Origin of the sequence: Aphanizomenon sp. CS-733/32 (genome assembly GCF_028330045.1) — a bacterium.
Classification (GTDB): domain Bacteria; phylum Cyanobacteriota; class Cyanobacteriia; order Cyanobacteriales; family Nostocaceae; genus Dolichospermum; species Dolichospermum gracile.
Genome location: NZ_JAQMSE010000202.1, coordinates 1 through 14,897, shown reverse-complemented (window position 1 = coordinate 14,897; position 14,897 = coordinate 1). Strand labels below are relative to the sequence as shown.

At 42.0% G+C, this 14,897-nt stretch carries 21 protein-coding genes; 3 read left to right on the top strand and 18 right to left on the bottom strand.

The annotated features are described in order from the left end of the window. Window positions 1–75 precede the first annotated feature (75 nt). The 12 genes from rplX to rplC form a co-directional block, all read right to left on the bottom strand. A complete protein-coding gene (gene rplX, locus PN471_RS16680) occupies window positions 76–426 on the bottom strand; it encodes a 50S ribosomal protein L24 (protein WP_027402096.1) in 351 nt (116 codons plus the stop codon). Beyond that, on the bottom strand, window positions 426–794 hold the full coding sequence (gene rplN / locus PN471_RS16675; RefSeq protein WP_096669290.1) for a 50S ribosomal protein L14: 369 nt from the start codon (window positions 792–794) through the stop codon (window positions 426–428). Before rplN ends, rplX begins: the two co-directional genes overlap by 1 nt. 46 nt (window positions 795–840) lie before the next feature. Further along, window positions 841–1,089: a 30S ribosomal protein S17 gene (gene rpsQ, locus PN471_RS16670; RefSeq protein ID WP_271777804.1), complete on the bottom strand. Its 249-nt coding sequence runs from the start codon at window positions 1,087–1,089 to the stop codon at window positions 841–843. A 6-nt stretch (window positions 1,090–1,095) separates the two neighbouring features. Next, the gene (gene rpmC, locus PN471_RS16665) at window positions 1,096–1,323 is read right to left on the bottom strand and encodes a 50S ribosomal protein L29 (RefSeq protein ID WP_027402099.1); all 228 of its coding nucleotides are present in this window, start codon (window positions 1,321–1,323) and stop codon (window positions 1,096–1,098) included. A gap of 3 nt (window positions 1,324–1,326) precedes the next feature. Next, a complete protein-coding gene (rplP, locus tag PN471_RS16660; protein ID WP_193898183.1) occupies window positions 1,327–1,752 on the bottom strand; it encodes a 50S ribosomal protein L16 in 426 nt (141 codons plus the stop codon). 62 nt (window positions 1,753–1,814) lie between these two features. Continuing rightward, window positions 1,815–2,594 (bottom strand): 30S ribosomal protein S3, encoded by a 780-nt coding sequence (gene rpsC, locus PN471_RS16655; RefSeq protein ID WP_271777803.1) that lies wholly within the window; start codon window positions 2,592–2,594, stop codon window positions 1,815–1,817. A 57-nt stretch (window positions 2,595–2,651) separates the two neighbouring features. Beyond that, window positions 2,652–3,011: a 50S ribosomal protein L22 gene (gene rplV / locus PN471_RS16650; protein WP_039204355.1), complete on the bottom strand. Its 360-nt coding sequence runs from the start codon at window positions 3,009–3,011 to the stop codon at window positions 2,652–2,654. A gap of 96 nt (window positions 3,012–3,107) precedes the next feature. Beyond that, a complete protein-coding gene (gene rpsS / locus PN471_RS16645) occupies window positions 3,108–3,386 on the bottom strand; it encodes a 30S ribosomal protein S19 (RefSeq protein WP_027402103.1) in 279 nt (92 codons plus the stop codon). Window positions 3,387–3,532: 146 nt separating this feature from the next. Next, a complete protein-coding gene (gene rplB / locus PN471_RS16640) occupies window positions 3,533–4,396 on the bottom strand; it encodes a 50S ribosomal protein L2 (RefSeq protein ID WP_271777802.1) in 864 nt (287 codons plus the stop codon). A gap of 136 nt (window positions 4,397–4,532) precedes the next feature. After that, the gene (locus tag PN471_RS16635; protein ID WP_027402105.1) at window positions 4,533–4,850 is read right to left on the bottom strand and encodes a 50S ribosomal protein L23; all 318 of its coding nucleotides are present in this window, start codon (window positions 4,848–4,850) and stop codon (window positions 4,533–4,535) included. After that, window positions 4,843–5,475, bottom strand: coding sequence for a 50S ribosomal protein L4 (rplD, locus tag PN471_RS16630; protein WP_271777801.1), 633 nt, complete (start codon window positions 5,473–5,475; stop codon window positions 4,843–4,845). Before rplD ends, PN471_RS16635 begins: the two co-directional genes overlap by 8 nt. Before the next feature lie 102 nt (window positions 5,476–5,577). Continuing rightward, a complete protein-coding gene (gene rplC, locus PN471_RS16625; protein ID WP_271777852.1) occupies window positions 5,578–6,216 on the bottom strand; it encodes a 50S ribosomal protein L3 in 639 nt (212 codons plus the stop codon). A gap of 873 nt (window positions 6,217–7,089) precedes the next feature. On the opposite strand from rplC, the gene PN471_RS16620 reads away from it, so the two are divergent. Continuing rightward, on the top strand, window positions 7,090–7,566 hold the full coding sequence (locus PN471_RS16620; protein ID WP_193898179.1) for an NAD(P)H-quinone oxidoreductase subunit N: 477 nt from the start codon (window positions 7,090–7,092) through the stop codon (window positions 7,564–7,566). 78 nt (window positions 7,567–7,644) lie between these two features. On the opposite strand, the gene PN471_RS16615 is transcribed toward PN471_RS16620, so the two are convergent. Further along, window positions 7,645–8,304 (bottom strand): Uma2 family endonuclease, encoded by a 660-nt coding sequence (locus tag PN471_RS16615; RefSeq protein WP_271777800.1) that lies wholly within the window; start codon window positions 8,302–8,304, stop codon window positions 7,645–7,647. A gap of 196 nt (window positions 8,305–8,500) precedes the next feature. Here PN471_RS16615 and PN471_RS16610 point away from each other — a divergent pair, with 196 nt between their 5' ends. Continuing rightward, window positions 8,501–9,583, top strand: coding sequence for an ATP-binding protein (locus PN471_RS16610; RefSeq protein WP_193898872.1), 1,083 nt, complete (start codon window positions 8,501–8,503; stop codon window positions 9,581–9,583). A 46-nt stretch (window positions 9,584–9,629) separates the two neighbouring features. On the opposite strand, the gene PN471_RS16605 is transcribed toward PN471_RS16610, so the two are convergent. Then, window positions 9,630–10,121 (bottom strand): GNAT family N-acetyltransferase, encoded by a 492-nt coding sequence (locus tag PN471_RS16605; protein WP_193898874.1) that lies wholly within the window; start codon window positions 10,119–10,121, stop codon window positions 9,630–9,632. 108 nt (window positions 10,122–10,229) lie between these two features. Here PN471_RS16605 and blaOXA point away from each other — a divergent pair, with 108 nt between their 5' ends. After that, window positions 10,230–11,081, top strand: coding sequence for a class D beta-lactamase (gene blaOXA, locus PN471_RS16600; RefSeq protein ID WP_271777851.1), 852 nt, complete (start codon window positions 10,230–10,232; stop codon window positions 11,079–11,081). A 16-nt stretch (window positions 11,082–11,097) separates the two neighbouring features. Here blaOXA and PN471_RS16595 read toward each other — a convergent pair whose 3' ends face one another. The 4 genes from PN471_RS16595 to PN471_RS16580 all read right to left on the bottom strand — a co-directional run bounded on the left by PN471_RS16595 (window position 11,098) and on the right by PN471_RS16580 (window position 14,704). Next, window positions 11,098–11,817 carry a class I SAM-dependent methyltransferase gene (locus PN471_RS16595; RefSeq protein ID WP_271777799.1) on the bottom strand — a complete coding sequence of 240 codons (720 nt, stop codon included), beginning with the start codon at window positions 11,815–11,817 and terminating at the stop codon, window positions 11,098–11,100. Window positions 11,818–11,918: 101 nt separating this feature from the next. Beyond that, the gene (locus PN471_RS16590) at window positions 11,919–13,568 is read right to left on the bottom strand and encodes a dipeptide ABC transporter ATP-binding protein (protein ID WP_271777798.1); all 1,650 of its coding nucleotides are present in this window, start codon (window positions 13,566–13,568) and stop codon (window positions 11,919–11,921) included. A gap of 180 nt (window positions 13,569–13,748) precedes the next feature. Beyond that, complete coding sequence (locus tag PN471_RS16585; protein ID WP_271777797.1) at window positions 13,749–14,417, bottom strand: ABC transporter ATP-binding protein; 669 nt, start codon at window positions 14,415–14,417, stop codon at window positions 13,749–13,751. A gap of 14 nt (window positions 14,418–14,431) precedes the next feature. Further along, the gene (locus PN471_RS16580; protein ID WP_039204363.1) at window positions 14,432–14,704 is read right to left on the bottom strand and encodes a hypothetical protein; all 273 of its coding nucleotides are present in this window, start codon (window positions 14,702–14,704) and stop codon (window positions 14,432–14,434) included. Between the last annotated feature and the right edge of the window lie 193 nt (window positions 14,705–14,897).

Genomic DNA, 14,897 nt, shown 5'->3' with positions numbered 1-14,897 from the left:
TTTTAGATTTTGGATTTTGGATTTTGGATTTGAGATTTTGGTAGAAAATCTAAAACCTCATCCTTATTCACCAGTTTATTTATCTAAAATCTCACCTGTTTTTTTGAGCATTCTCACTTTCTTGCCTTCGGCGGTGAAAGTGTAGCAGACGCGACTAGCAACGTTTTGTTTGGTGGAATAGAGCATCACATTGGAGCTATGAATGGGGTACTCCTGGGTGACTATTTGCCCTGATTCGCCTTCCTGCTGGGGTTTGACGTGCTTGGTTTTAATGTTGACACCTTTGACAAGAACTTTGCTCAGTTGTGGTAGTGCTTTAATCACTTCACCAACTTTACCTTTATCTTTGCCAGCGATGACTTGCACGGTATCACCAGTTTTGACGTGCATTTTATGAAAAACTTTGGGTTGTGGGCGCTTTGCCATTACAGCACCTCCGGAGCCAGAGAAACAATTTTAGTAAAGTTTTTATCGCGCAGTTCTCGAGCTACGGGTCCAAATACCCGTGTACCTCTAGGATTACCTTCTTTGTTGATAATCACTGCGGCATTATCGTCGAAACGGATAGCCATTCCACTATCACGAGTAATAGCTTTACGAGTCCGCACGATTACGGCTTCCACAACATCAGACTTTTTGACAGCCATGTTAGGTGAAGACTCTTTGACAACGGCGATAATTCTATCGCCTACGCCACCATAACGGCGGTTGCCTGCACCTAATACGCGGATGCACATTAGTTTTTTAGCACCGCTATTATCTGCGACATTCAGATAAGATTGGGGTTGAATCACAACTGGTCTCTCTTTTGGGGTCGTTGTAAGTTAATACAACTGTTTACTATGTAGCTTTGGTGTTCAGAATTTCTGTAACTTGCCAACGCTTGGTTTTGCTCAGGGGTCTGGTTTCTTGAATCCGCACGCGATCGCCTGTTTTACAGGTATTCTCTTCGTCGTGAACTTTATAGCGGCGGGTTTGAACTACGATTTTGCCGTACTTGAGGTGAGGAGCGCGGTTTTCTATGGCTACTACCACAGTTTTTTGCATTTTATCGCTCACTACCAAGCCAACTCGTTCTTTAACTGCCATAATTTCCTACTTTTGCTCTTGGTCTGAAAGACTTGCCGCCCGTTTCCGTTCTCCTTCTACTGTTAGCAGTTGGGAGAGCCGATGGCGTGCGTGTTTGAACTGGTGAGGCTTTTCTAGTTGTCTTGTGGCTTTTTGCAAGCGCAACTGGAACAATTGTCTTTTCACGGCGACAATTTCCTCGGCCAGTCTTTCGTCATTTAATTCTCTAGCTTCCGCAATCTTGGGAAGAGGCATAACCTACTCCTGCTCCTGTGGTTGAGAGCGCACAATAAATTTGGTCTTAATTGGTAACTTAGCGTCAGCCAATCGCATCGCTTCGCGGGCAATTTCTTCAGCAACGCCGTCAATTTCAAACATGATCCGGCCTGGTTTGACTACGGCTACCCAAAACTCTGGGTTCCCTTTACCAGAACCCATCCGGGTTTCAGCAGGACGCATGGTGATTGGTTTATCAGGGAAAATCCGAATCCAGATTTTACCACCCCGGCGAATATACCGAGTCATTGCCCGACGGGAAGACTCGATTTGCCGTGAGGTAATCCAAGATGGTTCTTGGGCTTGGAGTCCAAAATCCCCAAAGTTGAGGGTACTGCCACGGCTGGCAAGACCTTCCATGCGTCCGCGTTGTTGTTTGCGGAATTTAGTTCTTCTAGGACTTAACATGATTTGTCATTAGTCGTTGGTCATTAGTCGTTGGTCATTAGCCATTAGTTATGGACTAGTGACTAGGATTCATTGGAGCGGTCTTCAAACTGTTGACGACGACGTTGTTGTTGTCGGCGACGGGGTTCGCGTTCACGATCGCCACGGTCACGGTCACGTTCTCTGGCGGGTTGAGCAGGAGCTTGTTCCTGACCAGGAATAATTTCTCCTTTAAATACCCAAACTTTAATGCCGAGAATCCCGTAAATTGTCTTGGCTGTGCAGCCAGAATAGTCAATATCAGCACGTAAGGTGTGGAGAGGAACTCGACCTTCACGAGTCCACTCAGAGCGGGCAATTTCTGCACCGTTGAGCCGACCACCGACTTGAACTTTGATTCCTTGGACACCTGCTCTTTGAGCGCGTTGAATTGCTTGACGCACAACTCGGCGGAAGGAAACCCGACGTTCTAATTGTTGAGCAATGTATTCGGCAATCAGGTAAGCATCCGCATCAACTCGTTGGACTTCAACAACGTTAATGCGAATTTGGCGATTACCACCCAAAGCTCCTTGTAGTCCAAGACGTAATGATTCAATACCTTGACCACCCCGACCTACAACCACACCTGGTCTAGCTGTCCGTACTTCTAGGTCAATCTGATCCGCTTTGCGCTCGATTCTCACTTCGGAAATACCGGCGTTATTTTGAGCGTATCTACCTAGTTTTTGTTCAATGTACTGGCGGAGTTTGTAGTCTTCCTGTAGAAGTTCTGGATAACGGTCAGGTTCTGCAAACCAACGGGATTGGTGTTCTTGAGTTATACCCAGTCGAAAGCCGACTGGATGAATTTTCTGTCCCACAAAAGCTTCCTCTAAAATTTCTTACTGTACGCAATTTTTTTGTGCCTATATGGCTGTTTACTCAGCAGTAGCGCCAGCGGAAACAGCAACAGTGATATGACACGTTGGTTTGCGAATTTGGTAAGCTCGACCTTGCGCTCTGGGTTGAAACCGTTTTAGCACAGGTCCTTGGTCAGCATAGGCTTGACTAATCACCAAACTGGCCCTGTCCAAACCAGCATTATGCTCTGCGTTGGCTGCGGCACTTCTGAGAACCTTTAAGATGGGTTCACAAGCACCATAGGGCATAAATTCGAGAATGATTAGTGCTTCTCTGTATGAACGCCCGCGGATTTGGTCAAGTACACGGCGCACTTTATAGGGAGAAATGCGTATGTAACGGGCGATCGCCTTAACTTCAGTAGTGTCAGTTGCCATTTTCATAACTTACTCTATGTGTGTCAGTTGTCTATTGTCAGCGGTTGTCAGTTGCAAGAGGACTAAATGACCACTGACTACTGACTAAATTAATGACTATCTCCCTGATTTTTTGTCACTTTTGCCATGACCTCTGTAGGTACGGGTAGGAGCAAATTCTCCTAACTTATGTCCTACCATTTGTTCATTGACAAATACGGGAACGTGCTGCCGTCCATTATGAACAGCGATAGTATGACCTACCATCAAGGGCAAAATGGTCGAAGCTCTCGACCAAGTTTTAACCACTTGTTTTTCATCTTTTGCGTTTAACTTCTCAATTTTCTTGAGCAGATGGTCAGCAACAAAAGGACCTTTTTTTAAAGAACGACCCATAGTTCAATTGTGGATTGTGGATTTTGGATTTTGAATTTCTTAATTTTGGATTTTGGATAATTAAGCTGTCTTAATATTAGGCTTCAAAAACTTTGAACGCTTAAAAATAGACTCAATCTAAAATCCAAAATTTAAAATCTAAAATTCTAAGACTGACGGCCACCACGACCCCGTTTAGATGATTTGCGGCGACGACGGATAATCAACTTAGTACTGGCCTTTTTGCGTTTACGTGTCTTCGCCCCTAAAGTAGGTTTACCCCAAGGTGTTACAGGACCGGATCTACCGATAGGCGCTCTACCTTCACCACCACCATGTGGGTGATCCACTGGGTTCATGGCACTACCTCTAACCTTGGGACGACGGCCTTTCCAGCGATTTCGTCCAGCTTTACCGGCGCTGAGGTTTCTTGCGTCTGTATTACCAACTTGTCCAATGGTGGCGTAGCAATCACGCCGAATCAACCGGACTTCACCGGAAGGTAACTTCAATGTCACATAGTTGCCTTCTTTAGCCACAACTTGTGCTACTGCACCAGCAGCACGGACAATTTGACCACCTTTACCTGGGGTCATTTCGACGTTGTGAACACCAGTACCCAAGGGAATATTCGATAAAGGTAAGGCATTACCATCTTCGATAGGTGACTCAGGTCCAGCAATGATCTTTGCGCCTACAGTCATGCCATTGGGTTGCAAGATGTAACGTTTTTCGCCATCTTCATACAACAACAAAGCGATCCGCGCATTCCGGTTAGGATCGTATTCAATGGCTGTAACTGTAGCCGGTATATTCCGCTTATCTCGCTTAAAGTCAATAATGCGGTAAAGTTGTTTGTGTCCGCCACCCCGACGACGGCTGGTTATCCGCCCTTGATTGTTCCGACCTTTGGGACGATGAACTGATTCAGTTAATGATTTTTCTGGCTCAGTTTTCGTAATTTCGGCAAAGTCAGAGATGATTACTTGGCGAGTACTGGGGGTATAAGGGCGATAAGAACGAGTACCCATAGTTCAGTTTTGGAGTTTTGATTTTTGATTTTGGAGTCAGAATTTTTTGATTTTAATTTCCGATTTTTAATTGTTGTTTGGCATTTTCTTGATTTATTAGCCCAATCTCAAATCTAAAATTCAAAATCTCAAATTTTTAGACTTCTGGGAAGAGAACTTTTCTGATTTTTTCTTCGTCCCCAGGAGCAACAGTGACAATAGCTCGCTTGTATTGGGGTTTGTATCCAATAAATCTACCTACCCGTTTTTGTTTGCGGGGTGGGTTAGCGGTATTGATTTTGACGACCTTAACTGCAAATAGGTCTTCAATTGCGGCTCTAATTTGTGGTTTGGTGGCTTTAGGAATTACTTCAAATGTGTATTTGTTTTGTTCCATGAGCATGGTCGCTTTTTCGGTGAGAATGGGGCGACGCACTAAATCGGGTAGATCACGGGTGGCAACTACTTTAGGCACTGTAGACCTCCTGGATCTTCTCTAGGGTTGATGATGTGACGATAATTTTGTCAGCATGGAGCAAATCGTAAACGTTTAACTGGTCAGCAGGAATCAGTTTTAAGTTTTCGATGTTCCGGGCTGATAAAAGCACGTTTTCTGCAATTTCAGACAAAATCAATAGTGCTTTTTGTTCTGGTGCAGCGCCCCATCTAGCTAATGCTGCTACGAGATCCTTGGTTTTAGGACGCTGTAATTCATTGCTAAATTCTTCAACAACAATTAGATCGTCAGCACGACTAATAAAGGCTGTTCGCAATGCCAATCGGCGTTCCTTGCGGTTCATTTTTAGGTCAAAGTCTCTGGGTTTTGGTCCAAAGATCACACCGCCTCCACGCCACAATGGTGAACGGATAGAACCAGCCCGGGCGCGACCTGTGCCTTTTTGCCGCCAAGGTTTACGACCACCACCACGAACTTCTGCACGAGTTTTGGTGCTGGCAGTTCCCTGGCGAGAATTGGTCATTTGTCTGACTAGGGCGCGGTGTACGATATGCGCCGCTGTTGTTTCTTTGGCAACTCGTAAGTCAAAGTTTGTTTCTCCAACTTGCTCTCCTTGCCAATTTTTAATTACACTCTGTACCATCTTTGTGTCCTTTGTCAGTTGTCAGTTGTCTTTTGTCAGTTGTCTTTTGTCAGTTGTCTTTTTTTGCTCCTAACTAATGACTACTACCCAATGACTAAATGACTATTTTTTACCAACTATAGTTGCAGGAACGACGCTGACTAAGGCTCCTGGTTTGCCAGGAATAGCTCCTTTAATCAGGATTAAGTTGCGTTCTGCATCTACTCGTACTACTGTCAATTTGCGAATTGTGACACGAGTACCGCCTAAACGTCCTGCCATCCTTTTCCCGGGATAAACACGACCTGGGGTTGTACCAGCACCGATAGAACCTGGCGCTCTATGGTTTTTGGAACCGTGTGACATGGGACCGCGACCAAAGTTGTTCCGCTTTTGGTTGCCGGCAAAACCGCGACCAATACTCGTACCAACTACATCTACGATTTCACCTGCCCTAAAAATATCTGCTTTAATTTCTTGACCTAAAGCATAATCACCAGCGCTATCGGTGCGATATTCACTCAGATGACGGACTGCTGGAGCGGATGATTTAGCCAAATGTCCCAACAGTGGTTTGTTCAGTGCCTTGGGTTTGACTTCGCCATAACCAACTTGAATGGCAGAGTAACCGTCGGTCTGTTTCGTTTTAACTTGCGTAACGGTGCATGGACCGGCTTTGACGACGGTAACAGGAATGGAGACTCCTGCTTCATCAAAGATTTGGGTCATGCCCAGTTTGGTGCCGAGAATACCTACAGACACAGTTACTGGTTCTCCTTTCGTTTTATTTTTTTGGGCTAAACCTGGAAGTCGAATGGGGACAGATTTTGCTGCTGTCGCTTGAGTGTAAACTTTACCTCTAAAATTTGGACTGGCGTTGGACAGTGCAAATTCTTGGCGACGCAACAGTTTTTGTCCCTTTTGTTTTAGTGAATTTGTTTATTTTCACTTACTCAATCACAATAACAGGAATAACTGCCTACTCTATTGAGAAGGGATTACTTCTGGAATTCAATGCGAGGCTTGATGGCTTTGCGCTGTGTGCAGCAATGCTTTCGTCCAAGCAGTTGCTTTGGCACTCTACCGTTGTAGCCGGACTTAAGTGGTTATTGACCCTCAGTATCCTTTTCCTCAGTCCTAACATCATGCCATGAAACCAACATTATTGCTGAGGAACTACTTATTTTCATGCCCTAAACTACTGTTTAAGGTTTTGCCTAATTTTTTTTAGGATTTACGGGAGTGATTTGGTGTGGGAGCTTAAATATGACTTTGGCTCTTTATTTGACCTGAAAGCTTTTTTAGTTTAGCAGTCTCTTATGAAGTGAGCCAGTTTTATTCTTTTGGGGAAACTAACTAGAAACTCAGATGCTAGGACTAAACTAGGAAGTCTAAATAAGAAAGATGGCTATCTAATTATACTATTCGGTCACAATCTAATAATATAAACTATTCTTTAATTTTTGTCTAGTGTTTTTTTGCTTTGTTATGGGATGCTGAGATGTGGGTAGGGAAAATCACCCATGTTCCGGCTGTGAATTTTCAAAATTGTTGAAAATATGCAGGTTCATTTAACTTAATCTACCACTAGAGAGTGAATAATAGAGATATCTAAGTGGGATAGGAAGAAAATATATGGCACTAATTACCACTGGCAACGGTTTCATCCGCAATTTGGAGAAATTTGGGGCGTTGGGTGTTTATGTTCCTCTGGAGGGGGGCTATGAAGGTCGGTATCTGCGCCGATTACGGGCAGCTGGCTATGTTGGCCTCCATATTACTGCAAGAGGACTGGGTGATGTGGCTGCGTATCTGACGCAAGTTCATGGTGTCAGACCACCACATTTAGGCAAAAGAAGCAATAGTAGTGGTGCGGCTGTGGGTGATGTATATTATTTACCACCAATGATCAGTTCGCATCTGGCACAATTACCTCCTAAGTCGAAGGGGTTGGTGTTGTGGATTATGGAGGGATATATTCTTTCTGATCAGGAAGTTGAGTATTTGATGGATTTGCCTAAGCTAGAACCAAGGGTTAAAGTGGTAATTGAGAGAGGTGGCGATCGCACTTTCCGCTGGACACCTTTGGAAAAGACACTGTTAGCTAGTTAGGTAAATTACCAGGGTGAAGAAGCCCAGAGTAACACCAGGGTGGGGAAACCCCACCCCTACGGTTTGTTTGGGGATATATTAACTTTGTATTTTCTGTTGTACCCAAGTACGAAAAGATTTACTAGCCTGTACTTCATCTATTTGGCAATCTTGCAAAAATTGATAAAGTTTTTCTTTGGTAATTATAGAAAATGTGGGACTTTTTTCTATTTCAATATATTGATGATCTTGAAGTTGATAAATTCGCAACATTTCACCGTTATACCGCCAAAATTCTGGTACACCCATGCTGGCATAAAACTGGAGTTTATTTATGTCAGTGTGAGTAATATCTACTTCTACAATCAAGTCTGGTGGTGGATCTTCGTTTAAATTAAGTTTTTTTCCAACTACTTGAGGTTGATTTTGAATGTAATAACAGTTGTCGGGTTCAGCACTTCTTTGTAAATCATCACGATTTAAGGTGGTTGAACCCATTGTTTTAATTTTTAACCCACTTTCTTCTACCAAAATGCGGATGAATAGTTCAATCAATCTGGTAGCACTTTCATGTTCTTCTAAAGGCATGGTAATTTCTAATGTCCCTTGATCATAGATAAGTCGAGAAGAACGACTTTGCCCTAATGCTGCTAAAATTTGCTGATAATTTTGCCAACTGATATTGTGGAAAACTACTCGCTGTTCTGCGGGGGTAGTTCCTGGGGTAATATTGTTTGGTTTAGTGATTGTGCTAACCATATTTGCCTTGAAATTTAGCTTAATATAGAACTCATATTTGATTTTTGAAAAAAATTAGGTATTGTAGGGTGCGTCAGATATTACAAATCTGTTTATTGATAAAATTTATGCGGTCTGACGCACCCTACGTATCTTTTCATAAATCAAATATTATTCCTATAGTTATTATAATATATTACGCAAAAGCGAGAACTGAGTGAATTTAAATTTGTCTACTTCATTACAATTAATTGGGCGTTCTGTAGAATTTCAGCGGATTATTGAAATCCTGGCAAAAGATGGTGATTTGTTAATTACTGGAGTTCCTGGTAGTGGAAGACGTACTTTAGTGAAAGGTGCAGCGCAGGAGGTGAATACAGTTATCTTGGAAATAGACTGTATCCGCGCTACGGAGGCGGAGAGATTTGTACAACTATTAGCGGAAGCGATTAGTCAAAACTGGGAAGCGGAAAAAATTCAAAATTGGTTGAAGGAAAATACTTCGGCATTTTTTACTTTTAATTCGGAAAATCAACTAAAAATAGTTCGTTCTTTGGAACAAGAACAATTATGGCAAGCTTTCGCTAATTTGTTAGACTTATTAGAAATAATGGCGGTTGATTTAAGTCAAAGAATATTACTGATTTTACAGAGTTTTCCCCATATTCGTTCTTGGGATCGTCATGGTTTATGGGAAACTACATTTAGAAAGGAAGTTAAGGCCTATCCTCATGTTAGTTATGTGTTGATAGCCACGATTGCTGAGTCTAGCCAACATTCAGATGATACTAATTATCCGATAGAAACTATCCAATTAGCCCCTTTAGCTAAGGACGTTGTCGCCTTGTGGGCGAGGGAAATCTTACATACGCAAGGTTTCACCTTTGATTGTCATAGTCAAGCCTTGCAGCTATTTCTAGAGGCAGTACAGGGACATATTGGGGATGGGATGGCGATTATTCGGCGGTTATCTGCGTCCCGTTGTGCAGATGGGTTAATTAGGGAGGAAGATGTGCAAAAGGCTATAGCAGGATTACTGAAAGATTTATCTATGACTTATGAATCTTTGCTGATGTTGTTACCGGCAAATCAGGTACATTTATTAGAGTCTTTGGCTATTGATCCTACTGACAAACCTCAGAGTAAGGAGTATATTCAAAAGCATGGACTTTCACGGGGTGGGAGTCTGCAAGGTGCGTTAACTGGGTTACAGCATAAGGGTTTAATTTATGATGCTGAACATGGTTATCGGTTAGCTATGCCTTTGTTGGCTTTGTGGTTGAGGGAAAGGTTGGGTTAATTTATTTGAAGGTAAGCTATTGTTAAATCTGAATCCTGAATTTTTCCTACATCACCCGCAGACCCAAAATCATCAAATCTCGTTCCACTCCATCCAAATCAGCAATTTTCGGTAAATTCCCCCAAGCTTGAAATCCAAACCAGGCAAATAACTTTAAACTGGGTTGATTGTGGGCGAAAATAAAACTAACTAACGTCTTTAAACCTAAATTGGGACTTTCCTCAATGGCTTTTTCTAAAAGTTGTTTTCCCAAACCACGTCCTTGAAAATTTGGGGAAATGTAAATACTAATTTCCGCTGTAGAATAGTAAGCTGGTCTACCGTAGAATGATTGAAAACTTAACCATCCAGCAATTACACCTTCGGTTTCCAGTACCCACAGGGGAAACTTTGAAGGGACTCGTCCTTGAAACCAAGCCATACGACTTTCCACAGACACAGGTTCTAAATCAGCGGTAGCCATGCGGCTAGGAACAGCAGCGTTGTAAATGGCGACAATGGCGGGTAAATCAGATTCTATGGCATGGCGGATCATCATTGCGGCTATTTGGGCAAAATTCTTGATAAGATATTTCCAAATAATACACTCTCACCGGAAAATTTATCAGGTTTTCTGTTGATTGTCTTTAAATCTCAATGGAGAAAAATCTTGTTTCCTATTTGGCGATCGCTCAGTCTGGTATTTACAGCTATAATCACTATTAGCCTTGGGTCAATCTATGTTCAGGCACAAACTTCCCCTGTGTTATCTCCAGATTCACCAAAAGTCAAGGTTAGAGTCCCCGATTTAGGGCGACATTTCCAAAAATTTGGGGTGACAGGATCAATCATAATTTATGATTCAAAAAACAATCGTACCTATGAACACAATCCTCAGCGAAATGTCACCGCATTTACTCCAGCTTCAACTTTCAAAATTTTCAATGCTTTGACAGCTTTAGAAACAGGTGTGATTGCTGATGATGTTGCTATCTTGACTTGGGATGGAATTTATCGAGATTTTCCGGGTTGGAATCAAGATACAAATTTACGTCAAGGTTTCAAAAATTCAACTGTCTGGTTTTATCAAATTCTTGCCCGTAAAATTGGCAATGAACGAATGCAGCAATGGATTGATAAAGTTGGTTATGGCAACCGACAAATTGGTACTTCCGCAGATATTGATCGTTTTTGGCTGCAAGGAATTCTGAAAATTACACCTAAAGCACAAATTGATTTTTTGCAACGGTTGTATCAAGGTAATTTACCTTTTTCAAACCGAACAATGGATATTGTCAAAGATATCATGGTGCGTGAACAAACTCCAAACTACACATTGCGAGCTAAAACGGGATGGTTAATTAGTAATAAACCTCAAATAGGTTGGTTTGTCGGCTATTTGGAACAAGATCAAAACGTCTACTTTTTTGCCACAAATATTGATATAAATAAGCCAGATGATCTACCAGCTAGAATCGAGATTACACGCAACAGTTTGAAAGATTTAGGTTTGCTATAACCTTCCAGATTATATCTTAAAACCGGACTTTGTACAACTCGAATAATTCTCCTAATTGTCTTTTGACTATTTTAGCACCCCCAACTTTAATGATTTTTTCCCACTCTGTAGCAGGTTCGAGAAATACCTCTGCACCCAAGTAAGTTTCTAGTACAGCCCAATCTTCTGCTAAAGGCTGTTCGGAATTAAGAATATCAAAGACAAAATGTCCACCTGGTTTTAATACTCGTTTGACTTCGACTAAAACGGCTTGCCAATATTCTAGGGGAAAATAGCAACTAAATCCTGTGGCAATTATTAAATCAAATTGATTTTCAGGATAGTTTAAATGGTGAGATGGTCCTAGTTCTACACCTTTGAATAATTTGGAATTTAACTGTGAACCACGAGAATTAAGAGTATCTCTGGCAATATTACTAATTTCTTGTCCATAAAAGAATGCTTGCCAATCTCTCCAAGGATAGATTAAAAAGCTGACACCGCAACCAATATCTAAACAATGTTCGTTTTTTTGAGGTTGAGCAATTTCCCAAAAGGGTGAAACTATTCTTTCATTTAATCTGCCATTAATCCATTCCCGATATATTGGCATTTCTTGAACTTCGTCTGGAACTGCAAATTTCTGATTTTCATATTGGCGATTAAAGCGATATGCTACTTGTGCTATTCTCTCTTGCCATTTGTCTGCGGAATAGGTGTTTGTTTTATAAAAATTAGGGGGTGAATTTTTAGACATTTATTACTTTGGTGATTGGTGATTTTATTATTTCTCTTGACTTCGGAAATTCTGAAAGGGCGGGGAGACCCTGAAAGGGCGGGGAGACCCCGCCCCTACTGTCACGCTTTTGCGAGGAGAGGTGCAGCAGCGAGGAGGGTTTGGGTGTAGGGATGTTGGGGGTGGGTAAAAATTTGTTTAGTCTGTCCTAGTTCTACTATTTTACCACCATTCATTACGGCGATGCGATCGCACAAAAATCTTGCTAACCACAAATCATGGGTAATGAACAAGTAGGTTAAATCAAATTCTGCTTTGAGTTGTAACATCAAATCAAGAACTTGTGTTTGCACGCTGGCATCTAACATACTCACTGGTTCATCACATATTATCAGTTTGGGACGAGTAATTAAAGCTCTGGCTATGGCTACCCGTTGTTGTTGTCCTCCAGATAAATCGGATGGATAACGGTGATAATATAATTCGGCGGGTGTTAAACCAACTTTTTCCAACATCCATAAAACCTGTTCTTTGGCTTTTTGGGTATTAGCTAAATTATGAATTAATAAAGGATCTCCTATACTTTGTCCTACCGTCATAGCTGGATTTAAACAAGCATGAGGATCTTGAAAGATCATTTGGATTTGTCTACGGGAAGAACGGATTTCTTGACGGGACAACCTGGTTAATTCCTGTCCTAAAAATTCGACTTTTCCCGATGTGGGACTAATCAATTGTAAGATGGTTCTCGAAAGTGTACTTTTCCCACAACCAGATTCTCCCACTAAGCCTAAAATCTCCCCAGCATACAATTCTAAATTAATGCCATCTACGGCTTTAATTGTTTGTCCTTCTCCTTTAAATATCCGTTCAATAAAATTCGGTTCTATAGTGTAATGCTGTTTAAGTTCTGTAATTTTTAAAATGGGATTTTCCTTTCCTGTTCCCTGTTCCCTGTTCCCTGTTCCCTCTTCATCAACTGCTTGAATATATAAAGCTGCTTTTAATAAAGATTGAGTATATTCATGTTGAGGATGAGCAAATACAGTTGCCGTTTTCCCCATTTCCACCATTTTACCCTGATACATAACTCCAATGCGATCGCAATATTCCCCCACCATTGCTAAATCATGGGAAATTAACAACAATCCCATGTTTTCTTCCCCACACAATCGCGTTAATTCTTGGAGAATTTGAGCAGAAACAGTCACATCTAAACTTGTCGTTGGTTCATCCGCCACAATTAACTTAGGACTCAACAACAAAGCCAAAGCAATAGCTACCCGTTGACGCATTCCCCCACTAAACTCATGGGGATATTGACTCCAACGACTCGCGGGAATTTTCACCTTTTCCAAAGTCGCTAAAGCCTTTTCTTTCGCTTGCTGTTTGGATAACTCCGGTGCATGAGCTTGTAAAGTTTCAATACAATGATTGCCAATTGTCATCAACGGGTCAAGGCGAGTCATGGGATCTTGAAAAATCAAGGCTACCGCTTCACCACGAAACTTTTGCATCTGTAAAGGTGTCAAATCCAATACAGACTGTCCCTGGAATTTAACTAATCCTTCCGTGCGACTAGAACTAGGCAATAAACGCATTATTGCCCGTCCAATGGTGGATTTTCCACAACCAGACTCTCCCACCAATCCCATTTTTTCCCCAGATTGAATAATAAAAGATACATCATCAACCGCCCAGCTTGCCACTTCTTCACCACGTTGAGGATAAGCTACACGGAGATTTTCAACACTAAATAAAGCTTCATTCATAATTAATTAAATGTAATAATTTCAGTAGGGGCGGGGTTTCCCCGCCCTCTCGATTGTATTGCTCAAAATTAGGATTTTTATTCCTTCTTCATCCTGACTCCTGAACTCCTGACTCCTGACTCCTGACTCCTGACTCCTGAACTCCTGACTGGGCGCAGGCCCTGCGCCCCTACCTCCTGCCTATTGATGTACTTGAATTAAGCGCTGTTTGAGACGTTCCGCTTCACCGGAATCAACTAAACAACCCTTTTCCAATAAAAAAGCACCATCACAGTAATTCAACTCTTCTAAGCGATGAGTTACCCATAATGCCGTAATGCCACGGCTCTTAACGAGATTACGGACACTAGCCACTAAATCGAGTTGACTATCTGGATCTAGTAAAGCAGTAGGTTCATCTAATAATAAAACATCACAATGACGAGCGATCGCTCCAGCAATAGCTACCCGTTGTTTTTGTCCACCAGAAAGCGCGTAAATAGGTCGTCGCTGAAGAGACAATAAATTTACCGCCCCCAAAGCTTCCTCAACCCTAGCCTTCACCATTGCAGGTTGTAACTTTTCTGCCACCAACCCAAAAGCTACATCAGCACCAACCGTTGGCATTACCAATTGATGATCAGGATTTTGGAATACAAAACCAACAGCAGGTGAAATAGTCACCTCCCCAGATTGAGGAGCTAATAAACCCGCTATTAATCTCAGGAGCGTAGATTTACCACTGCCATTTGTCCCCAGAAGCATCCAAAACTCACCTTTAGGTACTTGAAGAGAGCAAGATTTGATTACTTGCTCCCCATGAGGCCAAAAGAAGTTTAAATTATTAACTTCAATGCCTACTGCTGTCATGTTTATACCTTGTGTTATTCAGCAGTAAAAGCAGCAAAGCCGGGTGGTTTACCACTGCTAGTAGCCGCACTATCTTTTTGGATAATCTGGACTCCCGAAATTTCACTAGCACGGACAGCAATTTTTTTCTCTGTTTTGCCTTCGCACTTGAGTTCGACAATATCAGGATTTCCAGAACGCATTGCCGCCAAAATTAGCTGGTAAACAGCCTCGGCATCTTCAGTAGACTTTCGTTGTACTGATATGGGGAAAGCAGTATTTCTGATGCTTAAGTCAATGGTAAACATTTAGAACTAATGAATTTTCACTTTAAGACCTATTCTAGCGTCATTAGTTAGTTGTCAGTTGTCATTGGTCATTGGTCATTGGTCATTGGTCATTGGTCATTGGTCATTAGTCATTGGTCATTAGTCATTAGTCAGTTGCAAATATCTTTCCCCTGCCCCCTGCCCCCTGCTCCCTGCCCCCTGCCCCCTGCTC

Excerpts from the sequence above, each read along its gene's own strand:
- rplX (WP_027402096.1), bottom strand. The coding sequence starts at position 426 with ATGGCAAAGCGCCCACAACCCAAAGTTTTTCATAAAATGCACGTCAAA.
- rpsQ (WP_271777804.1), bottom strand. The coding sequence starts at position 1,089 with ATGGCAGTTAAAGAACGAGTTGGCTTGGTAGTGAGCGATAAAATGCAA.
- rpmC (WP_027402099.1), bottom strand. The coding sequence starts at position 1,323 with ATGCCTCTTCCCAAGATTGCGGAAGCTAGAGAATTAAATGACGAAAGA.
- rplP (WP_193898183.1), bottom strand. The coding sequence starts at position 1,752 with ATGTTAAGTCCTAGAAGAACTAAATTCCGCAAACAACAACGCGGACGC.
- rplV (WP_039204355.1), bottom strand. The coding sequence starts at position 3,011 with ATGGCAACTGACACTACTGAAGTTAAGGCGATCGCCCGTTACATACGC.
- rpsS (WP_027402103.1), bottom strand. The coding sequence starts at position 3,386 with ATGGGTCGTTCTTTAAAAAAAGGTCCTTTTGTTGCTGACCATCTGCTC.
- rplB (WP_271777802.1), bottom strand. The coding sequence starts at position 4,396 with ATGGGTACTCGTTCTTATCGCCCTTATACCCCCAGTACTCGCCAAGTA.
- rplD (WP_271777801.1), bottom strand. The coding sequence starts at position 5,475 with ATGGTACAGAGTGTAATTAAAAATTGGCAAGGAGAGCAAGTTGGAGAA.
- PN471_RS16620 (WP_193898179.1), top strand. The coding sequence starts at position 7,090 with ATGGCACTAATTACCACTGGCAACGGTTTCATCCGCAATTTGGAGAAA.
- PN471_RS16615 (WP_271777800.1), bottom strand. The coding sequence starts at position 8,304 with ATGGTTAGCACAATCACTAAACCAAACAATATTACCCCAGGAACTACC.
- PN471_RS16605 (WP_193898874.1), bottom strand. The coding sequence starts at position 10,121 with ATGATGATCCGCCATGCCATAGAATCTGATTTACCCGCCATTGTCGCC.
- PN471_RS16595 (WP_271777799.1), bottom strand. The coding sequence starts at position 11,817 with ATGTCTAAAAATTCACCCCCTAATTTTTATAAAACAAACACCTATTCC.
- PN471_RS16590 (WP_271777798.1), bottom strand. The coding sequence starts at position 13,568 with ATGAATGAAGCTTTATTTAGTGTTGAAAATCTCCGTGTAGCTTATCCT.
- PN471_RS16585 (WP_271777797.1), bottom strand. The coding sequence starts at position 14,417 with ATGACAGCAGTAGGCATTGAAGTTAATAATTTAAACTTCTTTTGGCCT.
- PN471_RS16580 (WP_039204363.1), bottom strand. The coding sequence starts at position 14,704 with ATGTTTACCATTGACTTAAGCATCAGAAATACTGCTTTCCCCATATCA.